This window comes from Acidihalobacter aeolianus (assembly GCF_001753165.1).
Lineage (GTDB): Bacteria > Pseudomonadota > Gammaproteobacteria > DSM-5130 > Acidihalobacteraceae > Acidihalobacter > Acidihalobacter aeolianus.
This window is the reverse complement of record NZ_CP017448.1, coordinates 1,117,809-1,132,472: the sequence shown is the minus strand read 5'-3', so window position 1 is coordinate 1,132,472 and position 14,664 is coordinate 1,117,809. Positions and strand designations below refer to the sequence as shown.

The 14,664-nt window shown below is 67.2% G+C and carries 13 protein-coding genes; 2 read left to right on the top strand and 11 right to left on the bottom strand.

Features of this window, described 5'->3' with window-relative positions; all coding sequences use genetic code 11:
* Positions 1 to 26 precede the first annotated feature (26 nt).
* From BJI67_RS05225 to BJI67_RS05180, 10 genes are all read right to left on the bottom strand, one after another.
* Positions 27 to 215 (bottom strand): DUF2065 domain-containing protein, encoded by a 189-nt coding sequence (locus BJI67_RS05225; protein WP_070072142.1) that lies wholly within the window; start codon positions 213 to 215, stop codon positions 27 to 29.
* 94 nt (positions 216 to 309) lie between these two features.
* Positions 310 to 1,182, bottom strand: a complete 873-nt coding sequence (gene hflC, locus BJI67_RS05220; protein ID WP_070072141.1) for a protease modulator HflC — start codon at positions 1,180 to 1,182, stop codon at positions 310 to 312.
* 1 nt (position 1,183) lies between these two features.
* A complete protein-coding gene (hflK, locus tag BJI67_RS05215; protein ID WP_070072140.1) occupies positions 1,184 to 2,344 on the bottom strand; it encodes an FtsH protease activity modulator HflK in 1,161 nt (386 codons plus the stop codon).
* 96 nt (positions 2,345 to 2,440) lie between these two features.
* Positions 2,441 to 3,727, bottom strand: a complete 1,287-nt coding sequence (gene hflX, locus BJI67_RS05210; protein WP_070072139.1) for a ribosome rescue GTPase HflX — start codon at positions 3,725 to 3,727, stop codon at positions 2,441 to 2,443.
* Positions 3,728 to 3,744: 17 nt separating this feature from the next.
* Positions 3,745 to 3,993, bottom strand: coding sequence for an RNA chaperone Hfq (hfq, locus tag BJI67_RS05205; protein ID WP_070072138.1), 249 nt, complete (start codon positions 3,991 to 3,993; stop codon positions 3,745 to 3,747).
* A gap of 105 nt (positions 3,994 to 4,098) precedes the next feature.
* Positions 4,099 to 5,046 (bottom strand): tRNA (adenosine(37)-N6)-dimethylallyltransferase MiaA, encoded by a 948-nt coding sequence (miaA, locus tag BJI67_RS05200; RefSeq protein ID WP_197513317.1) that lies wholly within the window; start codon positions 5,044 to 5,046, stop codon positions 4,099 to 4,101.
* A 6-nt stretch (positions 5,047 to 5,052) separates the two neighbouring features.
* Complete coding sequence (gene mutL / locus BJI67_RS05195; protein ID WP_070072137.1) at positions 5,053 to 6,867, bottom strand: DNA mismatch repair endonuclease MutL; 1,815 nt, start codon at positions 6,865 to 6,867, stop codon at positions 5,053 to 5,055.
* A gap of 91 nt (positions 6,868 to 6,958) precedes the next feature.
* A complete protein-coding gene (locus BJI67_RS05190) occupies positions 6,959 to 8,188 on the bottom strand; it encodes an N-acetylmuramoyl-L-alanine amidase (RefSeq protein WP_083250655.1) in 1,230 nt (409 codons plus the stop codon).
* A 142-nt stretch (positions 8,189 to 8,330) separates the two neighbouring features.
* Positions 8,331 to 8,816: a tRNA (adenosine(37)-N6)-threonylcarbamoyltransferase complex ATPase subunit type 1 TsaE gene (tsaE, locus tag BJI67_RS05185; protein WP_070072136.1), complete on the bottom strand. Its 486-nt coding sequence runs from the start codon at positions 8,814 to 8,816 to the stop codon at positions 8,331 to 8,333.
* Positions 8,813 to 10,282 carry an NAD(P)H-hydrate dehydratase gene (locus BJI67_RS05180; protein WP_331712277.1) on the bottom strand — a complete coding sequence of 490 codons (1,470 nt, stop codon included), beginning with the start codon at positions 10,280 to 10,282 and terminating at the stop codon, positions 8,813 to 8,815. Before BJI67_RS05180 ends, tsaE begins: the two co-directional genes overlap by 4 nt.
* A gap of 47 nt (positions 10,283 to 10,329) precedes the next feature.
* On the opposite strand from BJI67_RS05180, the gene queG reads away from it, so the two are divergent.
* On the top strand, positions 10,330 to 11,430 hold the full coding sequence (gene queG, locus BJI67_RS05175) for a tRNA epoxyqueuosine(34) reductase QueG (RefSeq protein WP_070072135.1): 1,101 nt from the start codon (positions 10,330 to 10,332) through the stop codon (positions 11,428 to 11,430).
* An 89-nt stretch (positions 11,431 to 11,519) separates the two neighbouring features.
* Complete coding sequence (locus BJI67_RS05170; protein WP_070072134.1) at positions 11,520 to 11,741, top strand: hypothetical protein; 222 nt, start codon at positions 11,520 to 11,522, stop codon at positions 11,739 to 11,741.
* A gap of 87 nt (positions 11,742 to 11,828) precedes the next feature.
* On the opposite strand, the gene BJI67_RS05165 is transcribed toward BJI67_RS05170, so the two are convergent.
* Entirely contained in the window at positions 11,829 to 14,657 is a 2,829-nt protein-coding gene (locus BJI67_RS05165) for a bifunctional YncE family protein/alkaline phosphatase family protein (protein WP_197513316.1), read from the bottom strand.
* Between the last annotated feature and the right edge of the window lie 7 nt (positions 14,658 to 14,664).

Below are 14,664 nucleotides of genomic sequence, written 5' to 3'. Positions count from 1 at the left end.
GTATGCGTTCCGCGGCGTCATGCCGTTCAGCGGTGGAAAAGATAGATGATCAACAGGCCGGAAAGCATACTGGAGAGGCCGATGATGCGCAGCATCCGATCGGGTATCTGGACCATTTGCAGCAGCATGCGCCGCAGTCCATTGGGATTCACGAACGGCAGGATACCTTCGAGCACGAAGACGAGGCCCAGCGCCACCAGCAAGTGAGTCCACATGTTTCGGCCTTAGATGATGGAGGTGACTGCATGCGTGAACGGGGCGCAGCAACGCCCCGCCCCCGTGTTGGGAACCGTCGTCATGTGCATTCGCCTAACGCTTGCCGGTACCTTCCGCCTGGTTGAAGAAACGGAAGAACTGCGAATCAGGCTCCAGCACGAGCACGTTGTTCTTGCCATCGAAGCTCTGCCGGTAGGCCTGCAGACTGCGATAGAAGGCATAGAACGACGGGTTCTGGTCGTAAGACTTGGCATAGATCTCCGCCGCGCTGGCATCGCCTTGACCGCGCAGCATCTGCGACTGCTTATAGGCATTGGCCAGGATCACCGCACGCTCGCGATCCGCATCCGCGCGGATGCGTTCGGCCGCTTCCTTGCCGCGCGCCCGGAAATCGGCGGCAACGCGCGCACGCTCTGCCTCCATGCGCTTGTACACCGAGTTGGCCACTTCGGAAGGCAGATCGATGCTGACGATGCGCACGTCCTTGACATGAATGCCGAGCTGCTGCGCCGCCTTGTTGGCATCGACGTTGAGCGTATTCATGATCTCGCTGCGTTCGCCGGACACCGCCTCCTGGATAGTGCGCTTGCCGAATTCGCTGCGCAGGCCGTCCTTCATGATCTGCGACAGCCGCGTCATGGCGCGCTGCTCGTCGCCGCGGGTCGAGCGGTAATACTGATCCAGATTGGCGATGCGCCATTTGACGAAGAAGTCGACCATCACGTTCTTCTTCTCGCTGGTCAGGAAACGCTCCGGCTGCGAGTTGAGCGTCAGCAGGCGCGCGTCGAACTTGCGCACGGTCTCGATCAGCGGCCACTTGAAGTGCAGACCGGGCTTGATGTCGGACTGCTTGATCACACCCAGTTTGAACAGGATCGCACGCTGGTCCTGCTGCACCGTATAGGTGGACATGTACAGTAGCAGGGCCGCTACGGCTACCACGATACCGAGGATTCGAAGCTTCATGTCAGCGGCCCTCCCTGGTACGCATGTCGCGCCGCAGGCGCTCGGCCTGCATCGGATCGGTCGGTCCTGCCGCCGCTGCCGCGGCTGCAGCAGCCGAACCCGTGGCGGCGTCGTCCGCCGACTGTCCGCCCGAGGCACCTGCCCCGTTCAGCCCGTTGATCGGCAGATACAGCAGGTTCTTGCCCTTGGTATCCACCAGCACCTTCGAGCTGTTCGCAAGCACGGACTCCATCGAATCCAGATACAGGCGTTCGCGAGTGACCCGTGGCGACTTCTCGTATTCCTTGAGCAATTGGTCGAAGCGTGAGGTATCGCCCTGGGCGCGGGCCACGACCTGTTCCTTGTAGGCCTGGGCCTCTGCGATCTCGCGCGCCGCCTGACCGCGTGCCTGGGGGATCACGGTGTTCGCATAGGCCTCGGCCTCGTTGCGATAACGCACCTCGTCCTCGCGTGCCTTGATAGCATCGGCAAAGGCGCTCTGCACCTGCTCAGGAGGCTGCGCATCCTGCAGATTGACCTTGATGACCTCCAGGCCGATCTTGTAATTGTCGAGGATGTGCTGCATCAACGTCTGGGTCCGCATGGCGATGTCCGCGCGTCCCTCGCCGACCACGTAATCCATCTTGCTCTTGCCGACGATCTCGCGGATCGCGCTGATCAGCACGTCGCGCAGCGTCTGGTTCGGATCGCGGACGTTGAACAGGTAATCCTCGGCATTCTTCACGCGGTACTGAGCAGAGACGTCGACGTCGACGATGTTCTCGTCCTGGGTGAGCATCACTGCCTTGCTCTGTGCACTGCGGTTCTGGTCAATGTCGACCACGTGGACCTGTTCGATGGGATACGGCAGGTGCCAGTGTGGGCCGGGCAGGCTGGTCTGCTCAAAGGCGCCGAAGCGTAACACGACGCCGCGCTCGCCAGGGCCGACGATATAGAACCCCGATGCCAGCCACGCCAGCAGCGCCACCACGACGGCAAAGATGATCGCCGGCGTGGCGTTTCCGCTACCGCCGCCATCGCTGCCGCCGCGCAACCTGCTGATCAGGCGACGCAACCATTTTTCGAGATCGAACGGATTGGGCGTATTACCGCCACCTCGTCTTCCGCTCCCCCACGGATCCTGATTGCCCGAATTATGCTTACCTGGCTCGTTCCAGGGCATTGATCACTCCAGATTGGATGGTCGAATGTCTTTGCGGATGCAGCGGAACGGCGGCCGGATGCGCTCGCGGTATGCGCGGCGCATTGTAGGTCCCGCTCACCGGGGTCGCAAGCGAAGCGCCCCGGCCTCGCCGAGTTCGCTCGCCCATGCATCGTAACGCCTGCGTGGCAGGCGCACTTCCAGATCGCAGCCCCCCCCGTCGTCGACGCGCTCGTCCAATACCGCGCCCAATCCGAACAGGCGCGCACGTAGACGCCCCGCCGTGGCAGGCAGGTGAATCCAGCCATGTACCACGTCGGGCATGAAATATTCGCGCAGCGCGCTCACCAGCTCGCTTATGCCAGCCCCCGTTTTGGCCGAGACCCAAGCACGCACGGGGCGTCCATCGGCATCGCGGTCTATGCGAGGTTGCACGTCCAGGCGATCGATCTTGTTGAAGACGCGCAGTACCGGCACCTCGTCGGCACCGATCTCCGCGAGCACGCTGTCGACGTCCGCTTCCGTGCGCGCGTGTTCGGGATGGCTGGCGTCGATGACATGCATCAGCAGGTCCGCCTCGCGCGTCTCCTGCAGAGTGGCGTGGAAGGCCGCGACCAGCTCGTGCGGCAACTCACGCACGAATCCGACGGTATCCGCGAGCACCACCGTGTTGGCCGCGTCCAGATCGAGCCGGCGCAGGGTCGGGTCGAGGGTTGCGAACAGCTGGTCGGCGGCGTACACGCCCGCCTGACTCAGGCGATTGAATAATGTGGATTTTCCGGCGTTGGTGTAGCCCACCAACGCGACCGTGGGCAGCTCCGCCTTCTTGCGTGCCTGACGTCCCTGCTGGCGCTGCTTGCGTACTTTGTCGAGACGGCGGTGGATCTGCTTGATGCGCTCCCCCAACAAGCGCCGGTCGGTTTCGAGCTGTGTTTCACCCGGTCCGCGCAGGCCGATACCGCCCTTCTGGCGTTCAAGGTGGGTCCAGCCGCGAACCAATCGGGTTGCGAGATGGTTGAGCTGAGCCAGTTCGACCTGCAGCTTGCCTTCGTGGGAACGCGCACGCTGCGCGAAGATATCGAGAATCAGCCCGGTCCGGTCGAGCACGCGCGCCTTGAATTTGGCCTCAAGGTTGCGTTCCTGGCTGGGACTCAGCACGCGGCCGAAAATCACCAGTTCAGCGCCGTCTGCCTCTACCGCTTCCGCTATCTCATCGGCCTTGCCGGCACCGATGAAATATTTCGGGTCGGGGCTGTGCCGGCGCACGTCGATCACACGGGTTATGGTGGCACCGGCGGAGCGGGCGAGTTCGATGAATTCATCGCGCTCGCCCGGATCGGCGGGAGCGGCGATGTCCACTTGCACCAGAATCGCCGTCTCGCCACTGCGGGGTCTTTCAAACAACGTGGTTATCGCTCCGCTTATTCGCTATCGCCTTCTTCGTCACCGTCCTCGACAGGCAGCCGGACCGGGCGCGACGGCACAATGGTGGAAATCGCATGCTTGTAGACCATCTGGCTCACGCTATTCTTGAGCAGGACCACGAACTGATCGAAGGATTCGATCTGGCCTTGCAGCTTGATACCGTTGACGAGAAAAATCGCGACCGGCACGCGCTCCTTGCGCAGCAGATTCAAAAATGGTTCCTGCAGGGTATGCCCTTTAGACATTAAACTGGCTCCTTGTAGTTGGATACCGATGGCGCAAGTCCACTCGGCCCCTCGGTGGATAATCTTAGCATGCGGTCGACGCGCTCACGCGCGTTAGCCGACGGCTCAATCGACTCCCTCGATAAATTGCGCGACCTCTGCGCTGAGCTTCGACAGCTCGACGGCATCGGCGTTCACGCGCATCAGCGCACGATCGCCGCGCAGCCAGGTCATTTGTCGCTTGGCCAATTGCCGGGTAGCCACAACGGCCTTCTCGATCATCGTTTGCCGGTCCCACTCACCCGTCAGGTGACGCCAGATTTGTCGGTAACCTACCGCCCGCATGGACGGCAGCTCAGGGCCCAGGTCGCCCCTTTGATATAGGTACGCTACTTCATTTATCAAGCCTTGTTCCAACATCTTTTCAAAACGTTGACATATGCGCCGATGAAGTCTTTCGCGGTCCTCCGGCACCAAACCCAGGCGCAGGGCGCGATACGGCAGATTTCCACCTGGGCGCGTCTGCAACGCGCTCAACGGTTGCCCGGTCAATCGTATGACTTCCAGCGCACGCTGCAGGCGCTGCGGATCGTTCGGATGGATGCGTGCTGCGGCGGCCGGATCGGCGCGCTTGAGCTCGTCGTGCAGCGCACCCCAGCCCCGTTCGGCGGCTTCCGCTTCGATGCGTGCCCGCAGCTCCGGGTCCGCGCCCGGCAGATCCGACAGGCCACCCTCCAGCGCACGGAAATAAAGCAGCGTGCCCCCCACCAGCAAGGGAATCCTGCCCGCTGCAACGATGTCGGCCATCTCGCGCAGCGCGTCTTCGCGGAACTGCGCCGCCGAATAGCTCTGCGCAGGGTCGAGGATGTCGATCAGTCGGTGCGGTGCCTCGGCCAGGATATCCGGAGCGGGCTTGGCGGTGCCGATGTCCATGCCGCGGTAGACCAGCGCCGAATCCACGCTGACGATCTCCACGGGGAAGCGCTGTACCAGCTGGAGGGCAAGATCGGTCTTGCCACTGGCCGTAGGCCCCATCAGCAGAATCGCCGGCGGCAGGGTTGCAGTATCGGACATACGGAATCAGCGGCCGCGCAGGAACAGGCGATCGAGTTCGCCGAGCGTCATCTGGGTCCAGGTCGGCCGGCCGTGGTTGCACTGCCCGCTGCGTTCGGTGCGCTCCATGTCGCGCAGCAGACTGTTCATCTCGTCGAGGGTGAGACGCCGGTTGGCGCGGACGGAACCGTGGCAGGCCATGGTCGACAACACCTCGTTGACCTCTGCCTCGATGCGCGCAGTGTCGCCGTATTCGACGATGTCGCCGAGTACGTCGCGCAACAGTTGGCTGACGTCGGCGCCGGACAGCATGGCCGGAATCGAGCGCACGCGCAGCGCCTCGGGTCCGACCCGATCCACCTCCAGCCCCAGGCGCAGCAACAGCTCGGCGGCCGATTCGGCGGCATCGGCCTCACGCCGGCTGACCGCCACCGTCGCCGGCAGCAGCAGCGGCTGGCGGCGCACGCCCTCGATGCCGTACGCCGTCTTGAGCCGCTCGTAGGTGATGCGTTCGTGGGCCGCATGCATGTCGACCAGCACCAGACCGTAAGCGTTTTCCGCAAGGACGTAGACCCCGCCGAGCTGGGCCAGCGCGAAGCCGAGCGGCGGCGTCTCGCCGGTCTGCGGCATGGCGGCAGCGGGCGGAGCCGCGTACAGGCGACCGAATGCAGCCAGCTGTTCGCGCACCTGGCCGCCGGAAGGCCCGGCGGTGGGCCGGTAGGTCGCGCCGCCCTGCTGCGGCAGGTCGAGACCGAGCCCCGGCCCCGGACGCAGCTCCGGATGCCGCTCGGTCGTCGCTACCGGCTCGGCATTCTCCGCGACGGCCGGCGACCCGACCGCCACCCCACGCGTCGCGATCGCCTCCTTGAGGGTGCGATGCAGATAGTCGTGCACCAGTCGCGAGTCGCGGAAGCGCACTTCCGCCTTAGCGGGATGCGCGTTCACGTCGACGGCCACCGGATCGATCTCCAGGAACAGCACGTAGGCCGGGTGCCGCCCGTGGTACAGCACGTCCTGATACGCCAGGCGCAGCGCGTGCGATACCAGCTTGTCGCGCACCATGCGCCCGTTGACGTAGAAATACTGGAGATCCGGCTGCGCGCGGGAGAACGTCGGCGCGCCGAGCCAACCCCACAGACGCATGCCGGCACCTGCGTGTTCAATCCGGCTCGACTCCGCCAGAAACGCCTCGCTGCACACCGCGGCCACGCGCCGGCCCATGGCCTCCGCATCGTCCGCCAGGCGCAGCTCGAACTGCGCCTTGCCATTGTGGTTGAGGCGCACCGCAACGTCGAAGCGGCTGAGCGCGATGCGCCGCACCACTTCCTCGATGTGCTGATACTCGGTGCGCTCGGTGCGCAGGAACTTGCGTCGAGCCGGCACGTTGAAGAACAGGTCGCGCACCTCGACGGTGGTGCCCTGTGGATGCGCCGCCGGCTCGGGGGATGCGAAGCGCTCGTGGCCGTCGCCGCGCAGGCGCCAGCCGGCGGCTTCGTCGGCCGTGCAGGAGGTCAGGGTCAGCCGCGACACCGAGGCGATGCTCGGCAAGGCCTCGCCGCGAAAACCCAGGCTGCGCACGTGTTCCAGATCGTCGAGCGAGGCGATCTTGCTGGTCGCATGACGCGACAGCGCCAGGGTGAGTTCGTCGCGAGGGATGCCGCAGCCGTTGTCGCGTACCCGCATCAGCCGTTGTCCGCCCTGCTCGATATCCAGATCTAGGCGGTCCGCACCGGCATCGAGGCTGTTTTCAACCAATTCCTTGATCACCGCGGCCGGACGGTCGATGACCTCGCCGGCGGCGATCTGGTTGATGAGCTGCTGAGTGAGTCTGCGGATGGGCATCGACGCGGAACGTAACGGGCGGAAACGCCGTCCATTATGCCACGCCATGGTCGCGCCGGCGGCGCCCCTCGGAGGGACGGGCCGTCGGTGTTTAGCTGAATTCGCTCAGCACGCGCCCGCGTTCGGCGAGCACCGTGCCGGGCGGCGCATGGTGCGCGAAATAATCCTTGATGCCACCCAGCAGGGCGCCGGCCATTTCGGAGCGGAAACGGGGCGTCCTCAGCAGACGTTCCTCGGCCGGATTCGAAATGAAGGCGGTCTCGATCAGAGCGGAGGGGATGTCAGGCGACTTGAGCACCACGAAGGCCGCGCGCTCCACGGTATTGGAGTGCATGCGGATGACGCGGTCGATGCTGCCCTTGAGCGTGTCACCCAGGGTGAAGCTCGCCTCGCGCGTGGCCGACTGCGCCAGATCAACCAGCACCGAGGCGACCAGGTTGTCCTTGTTGGACAGATTCACGCCGGCGACCCGGTCCACGCTGTTCTGGCGCTCGGCCAGCAGGCGCGCGGCTTCGGAGGAAGCGCCGTGCTCGGACAGCACGTAGACGGTCGAACCTTTCGGGTAGCGATAGGGCGAGGCGTCGGCATGAATGGACACGAACAGGTCCGCACGCCGCTGCCGCGCCTTGACCAGGCGCCCGCGCAGGGTCACGAAATAGTCTCCGGTGCGGGTCATGAATGCGCTCATGCCCGGTTCCTTGTTGATCAGCCGGTGCAGACGATGCGCCATGTCGAGCACCACCGTCTTCTCATAGGTACCGCGCTTGCCGATCGCGCCCGGGTCCTTGCCGCCGTGGCCGGGATCGATGCACACGACGACATCGCGCAGGGCGCGCTGCGGCTGGGCCTGCGCCGCGGTGATCACGGGCTCCGGCTGGCCGACCGAAACGGAGGCCAGATCGACCACCACCTGGTAGTGGCGGGCACCCTGCCCCGGATGGACCAGGAAGCTGCTGGCATCGGCATCGGCCTTGAGATCGAGCACCACGCGCAGGTCGGAGCGGTCGCGCACCGCATGGCGGATATCCGCCACCAGCGGCGTCGGGCGGACGCTCAGGGCCCCGGCGGCACGCGCATTGTCGAAATCGATCACTACGCGGTCCGGGTGACTCAGGGTGAAGATGGAGTGCTGCACCGGGCCGGAAAGGTCGAACACGACGCGGGTCTTGCCGCCCACTTCGTGCAAGCTCACGCCCCGCACCTCGACCTCGCTGCGCGCGAAGGCGCTCGGACTGATGATGGTCATGGCCGCCATGCCGGATATTCCCAGCATCCGGCGCAGAAATTCGCGGCGCTTGGCGTCTTCGGTCGAGTGACTCATGGAGGTCCTCCTTCGTTCCGGCAGCGACAGGACATTCCAGGCAGATGCCCAAGATGGCCATATGATTCGCCAGACCCGAAGAAAATGCAAGATTATTTCTTATATTTTTTATGAAGATAGGCGATAAACCTATCTTCTTACATCAGATGATCCGCGCAACTGCGGCAAGCCCCGCCTCGCTGTGAGCGGTCAGCCGTGCGACACGCCCGCCGTCTGCCGGCGTCAGCCGGATATGCAGATCAGGTACCGGCAAGACCCTTTCCGCGCGTTCGGGCCATTCGATCAAGCACAGGGATTCGCCGTCGGCATAGTCGCGCCAGCCGATGTCCTCGAGTTCCTCGGGGTCGGCCAGGCGGTACAGATCGAAGTGATAGATCCGCCGGCCGGCGATCTCGTACGGCTCGACCAGGGTATAGGTCGGGCTACGTGCCGGTCCTGCATAGCCCAGACCGCGCAGCCACGCGCGCACCAGCGTGGTCTTGCCTGCGCCCAGGTCGCCGGACAGGAAAATCAGCGCCGGCCCCGGCACGGCCGCGGCCAGTGCGGCGCCGAGTTGCGCGGTCGCCGCCTCGTCGGCGAGCTGCAGCTCGATATCGCGGTCAGCGCGTCCGCTCACGACGTCGGTCATCGCACTGTTCCGTTCACCAGACGGCGCAACCAGGGATACAGATCGGTCGCGAGCAGGCCGCGTTCGCCTTCCGCCGCCGCCAGATCGCCGGCCGTCGCGTGCAGGCAGACGCCCTCCTCGGCCGCCGCTTGCGGGGCCATGCCCTGAGCGATGAGCCCGGCGATTACGCCGCCTAACACGTCGCCCATGCCACCGGTCGCCATGCCGGGATTGCCAGCGCCGCACACCGTAACCCGCTGCGGCGCCTGCACCAGCGTACCCGCGCCCTTGAGTACCGCCGTCCCGCCGAAGCGCTCGGCAAGACGCCGCGCGGCCGCGAAGCGGTCGGCCTGCACCGCGGCCGTATCGCAGCCCAGCAGCCGCCCCGCCTCTCCGGGATGCGGCGTGAGTATCCAGTCGTCGCGGCGCGTCGGGCTGGAGGCCAGGAGATTTAGACCGTCGGCGTCGACCACCAGCGGGCAGCGCGCGCCCAGCGCGGCCTGCCACAGCGCACGCCCCCAGGCGTCGGTCGCAAGCCCCGGCCCGACCACCACGACGTCCGCGGCCTCGATCAGGTCCCGCACGCCTTCCGCTCGCGTCACGCCGCGCACCATCAGCTCCCAGCGCCCGACGTTCAGCAGGCCGGCATGCTCGGGATGCATCGCCACCGTGACCAGTCCCGCCCCGGTGCGCAGCGCCGCCTCCGCGGCCATGCGCACTGCACCGCTGAATCCCGGCGCGCCGCCGATCACGCAGACCCGCCCGTTGTCCCCCTTGTGGCTGTCCGCAAGCCGCGGCGGCAGCGGCGATGCCGTCTCGCGCAGCCAGGCCGCCGGGGTTTCGTCGGCCACCGCGGCCGCCGGCACCCCGAGATCGGCGAAGGCGATCTTGCCGGCATGGTTGCGCGCTCGACCGGTATACAGCCCGCATTTGCGCACGATGAAGCTCAGCGTGACCTCCGCCCGTACCGCATCGCCGGGGCAGTGCCCGCTGTCCGCGTCGACGCCCGAAGGCACATCCAGGGCCAGCACGGGCGCCACCTCGCGCAGCAGGGTCACGGCACGCCCTGGCTCGCCCTCGGGCGCACGCTTGAGTCCGGTCCCGAATACGGCATCGACGTACACATCGGCCGGCGGCAGGGATTCCGGCAACGGCTCCAGCGTGCCTCCGGCGGCCTGCCAGACGGCCAGCGCCCCGGCCGCCTCAGTGCCCTCGCGCGGCCCCCGGCCGACCAGAATCGTGCGCACCGACAACCCGGCCGCGCGTGCCAGCCGTGCCACGACCAGGCCGTCGCCGCCATTATTGCCGCTGCCGCAGACCACACAGACGCGCCCGGCCTCCGGCCAGCGCGTGCGCAGCAACTCGAAGGCGGCCTCGCCGGCACGCTGCATCAGCAGCGGACCGGGAAGCCCGAACGACTCGCCCGCGCGTCGGTCGATTCGGCGCGCCTGCTCGGCGGTATAAAGTGGAAGACCTTGCATCGGCATGCGTGTCAGTATACCGCCGAAACCCTCGATACCCGCGCAGCCGCCCCATGGATTCGACCACGCCCGACCTCGCCAGACTCGCCGCCGAGATCAAGCTCTGGGGTCGCGAACTCGGCTTCGGCGCGGTGGGCATCGCCGACATCGACCTTTCCGACGCCGAAGTCCGGCTGCTCGAATGGCTGGCGCGCGGCTTTCACGGCGACATGGACTACATGGCCCGCCACGGCCGCAAGCGCAGCCGGCCGGACGAACTCGTGCCCGGCACGATCCGGGTGATTTCGGTACGCATGGATTACCTGCCCCCGGACAGTGCCGACCCGGAAACCGTGCTCAACGTGCCGACCGCGGGTTACGTGTCGCGTTATGCGCTCGGTCGCGACTACCACAAGGTACTGCGCCGTCGCCTGCAGCAACTCGCCGAACGCATCCAGGCACGCATCGGCCCGTTCGGCTATCGCGCCTTTACCGACAGCGCACCGGTACTGGAAAAACCCCTCGCGCAGAAGGCCGGAATCGGCTGGGTCGGCAAGCACACCAATCTGCTCGCACGCGAGGCGGGATCGTGGTTCTTTCTCGGCGAGCTCTACACCGACCTACCGCTGCCGACCGACTGGCCCGTCGCGTCACACTGCGGCACCTGCCGCGCCTGCATCGACGTCTGCCCCACGCAGGCCATCGTCGCGCCCTACCGGCTCGATGCCCGCCGCTGCATTTCCTACCTCACCATCGAGCTCAAGGGCGCGATTCCGGAAGACCTGCGCCCGCTGATCGGCAATCGTATCTACGGCTGCGACGACTGCCAGCTCGTCTGTCCCTGGAATCGTTACGCCCAGGCCAGTGCGGAAGCCGACTTCGCGGTACGCCACGACCTGGATGCCCCCCGCCTGATCGAATTGTTCGCCTGGAGCGAGGCCGAATTTCTCGCCCGCACGGAAGGTTCGGCCATCCGCCGCATCGGCCACGAACGCTGGCTGCGCAACATCGCCGTGGCGCTGGGCAACGCGCCGCGCAGTGCAGGCATCGCCGAAGCCCTGCGCAGACGCGCCGACCACCCTTCCGCGATGGTGCGCGAGCACGTTGCATGGGCGCTGATGAACCATGACAGCACCGCCAAGACAGGTTTTATGACAATCCACCGCTGGGTTTGATGTCTATCACGTTTACCGATGCCGGATGCGTGTTTTTTCACAATCGGCGTCTACACTTAATCAGGCACTGTTTCGCTACGAGCTGCCTTATGTCCACCACCCTACGCAAGCACACAGTTGGCCCGGCGCCGGCGCCCTCGCTTCCCGAGGGTGATCAGATCACGCAGCATTCCACGCACCAGATTCACCGCATCCAGATCGCCCGCGGCGAAGCGCCCTGCTTCCGCACGGATGCGCGCTACACCTGCAACAAGCTGAACTGTCCGCTGTGCGTGGAGTGCCGACGCCGCATCGCCGCCTGGCGACGCTGATCCGGGGCCGCAATTCCGCGATACCACTGAACCTAGCCGGCGCCGGGAATCTCCCGGCGCCGGAATCGATTCGCCCAGCCTCAATCCTCAGTCGTCGTCATCCTCATTGGCGAGGAAGTGGCTGAGGGGTGCGTGCTGTTGATGCGCGAGTTGTCTGAGGTAGGCCATGACGCGGCGGTAGCCGGCCTGGCCGTAGGTAGCGACCCACTCCTGGCGCATCTGTTCGGGGCCGGGGACCTTGAGCAGGCTGGTCGGGGTGTAGCTGTCGTCGGCCAGGGGCGGCGGGGTGTCGGTCTGGCGCAGGTGGGCGCGCAGCCAGGCGGCGGTCACGGTCTGGCCGCTGGCCCCGGCGATGCGCCGCAGCAGCTTGCCGTCGGGGCAGCTGCCGGCGTTGTAGGCGACCGGGGTGCGCAGCGGCTGCACGGGCACCGGGGCGTCGTCCGGATGCGCGCGCCAGATGCCGTCGATCACCGCCGCGTTGGCGTCCCACTGCGACATCGGCGGCAGGTCGAGAACGGCCTCGATGGTGCGCACGAGGTTGACCTGGGAGTAGCGCCGGGTGACCTGCACGTGGCGCACCCAGGGGCCGAGGGCGACGGCGAAGGTGCGGTGGGCGTCGATGTGGTCGGCCCCGGACTGGGCGTCGTCCTCGGTGACGATCACCAGCATGTGTTTCCACTGCGGGGTGGTGCTGAGGTAGTGGACGATGCGCGCGGTGGCCTGGTCGTTGTCGGCGACGTAGTAGTCGGGGGTGTAGTAGCAGGGACTACTTCCGGCCGTGTGGTCGTCGGGCAGCCAGAGGTACATGAACCGCGGCAGGTCGCGGGCGTGGCCGCGCATCCAGTCGACGGCGACGCGGGCGCGCTGGGTGTCGAGGATCATGCGGTCCCAGCCGGGGAAGTCGACGGCCAGATGCGCGCGCATGGCGGGGGCGATGACCCCGGCCTCGTTGCGCGAGACGAACTCGCCGAAGTCCTCGAAGTCGACGTGATGGGCGAGCAGGCTGTTGAACAGGTACAGCCGCTCGGGATAGGCGATCCAGGGGTTGGACCACTTCCCCAGTTTGGACAAGTTCGTATAGATCGCATAAGGATCCGCTTCACCGCCGGGGATGCCGCCGGTGCCGTCGGCGAGCTTGGCGGGCACCAGCGACTGGGTCCAGCCGGGGTTGGGCACGAGGCCGCGGCCGGAGTAGTACTGCGGCCAGGTGCGCTGCACGAAGTCGGAGTCGGAGGCGCCGGTGACCCACTGGTGGCCCTGGGCGGTAACCTCGCCGTCGGCGTAGAAGTTGTCGAACAGGGCGTAGCGGTCGGCCCAGGCGTAGAGGTTGGGCAGCTGGCGCGGGCCGTAGAGGGCGAGCTTGGGGTCGGCCCAGCGGCCGGCGGGCCGGTATCGGCCGAGTTCCTCGTCGAAGGTCTTGTTCTCGCGCAGGATGAAGACGACGGTGCGGATGTGCCGGCGCAGCCAGGCGGTGGTCTTGCGGTTGGCGCGCTCGAGCGCGGCGCGCTCTGCGGGGGCGAAGCCGTTGTCGGCCAGGGCGGTCGCGGTCAGGCGCGGCAGTTCGGCGTCGAGGCGGGCGTAGGCGATGCGCTGCACGGCGCCGTGCATCATGTTGCCGACCCACTGGTGCTTGAGGTTGGGACCGCTGCCCAGGCCCTTGGCGGCGGCGATGTAGAGGGCATCGGGGCCGGCGGCGAGCGCGGTGGGGTACCAGGCGGTGGGGATCAGGCCGAGGCGGCGGCCACTGGCGAGGTCGAACACGGCGACGTCGTTGTTGCCGGCGTTGGCGACGTACAGGCGCCCGCCGTGGACGGCGACGGCGTCGGGGTAGCTGCCCGGCGGGGCGCCGGGGTACGGGGCGTCGTCGAAGCGGCGCACGACCTTGAGGCTGCGGGTGTCGACCTCCACCGCGGCGTCGAGGTTGGCGGCGGCGAACACGACGTCGGCGGTATCGGGCACGACGGCGAGCGCGGTGGGGTGGATGCCGGGGTCGGCGTTGTCCGGACCGGTCCTGGGGCCGAGGCAGACGCGGCCGAGGGGCTTGAGGCTGGCGGCGTCGAACACGCGCACGCCGCAGCCACCCCAGTCGCTGACCACGAGACGCCGGCCGTGGTCGGCGAGCACGGGGGCGAACGGATAGGGGCCGGCGTTGGCGTACTGGGTCGCGCCGGTGGCCAGATCGATGCGCGCCACGGCGTTGCTGAGCAGGCCGGTGACGTAGGCGTGGCGGCCGGTATGGTCGAGGGCGACGCCGTCGGGGTAGAAGTGGTAGGCGCTGCCGCGCGAGCCCTGGTAGCGGTAGGGGTACTGGTCCGCCGGGAAGGGATGGAAGGCGAGCCGGTAGCGCTGCAGCTCGGCCAGGCCCGTGGCGGTCGGGCGCAGGGCGAGGAGTACGTCGCTCGCCCCGCCGGCGGCGTAGACGCGCCCGTCGGGGCCGGTGGCGAGCCCCTGGAAGAAGTCCTGGCGGGCGATGCGCAGCACGCCGGCGGCCGCGGCTTCGCCGGGCACGGTCTGGCGGTAGCCTTCGACCGCGCCGAGACGCTGCAGGTCGGCGGCGCGGTAGGCGGTGACGCTCTGGGCGCGGGTGGCGCCGCTCGAGAGCACGTAGGCGCGCGCGCCGGACAGGGCCACGGCGGCGGCGAAGTTGGGGGTGCCGGCCAGGGTGCCGATCGGGCTGATGCGCCGGCCGCTGGCGATCTCGTGGGTGATCGCCGGCAGGTCGGACAGGCGCCCGGTGAGTATCTGCGGGGTCCCCGCGTCCGCGGCGTCGGTGTCGGCCTGCGCGCCGCCGGGCGCGGCCAGGGTACCGAGCAGGCCCAGGCCGGCGGCCAGGGCCCAGTGGACGGCGCGGAGCCGGCAGCCGGGCGGCTGACGGCGCGGTCTCTGGCAACGCGGGGGCTGGCGACGCAGGGTCATGGCGGTC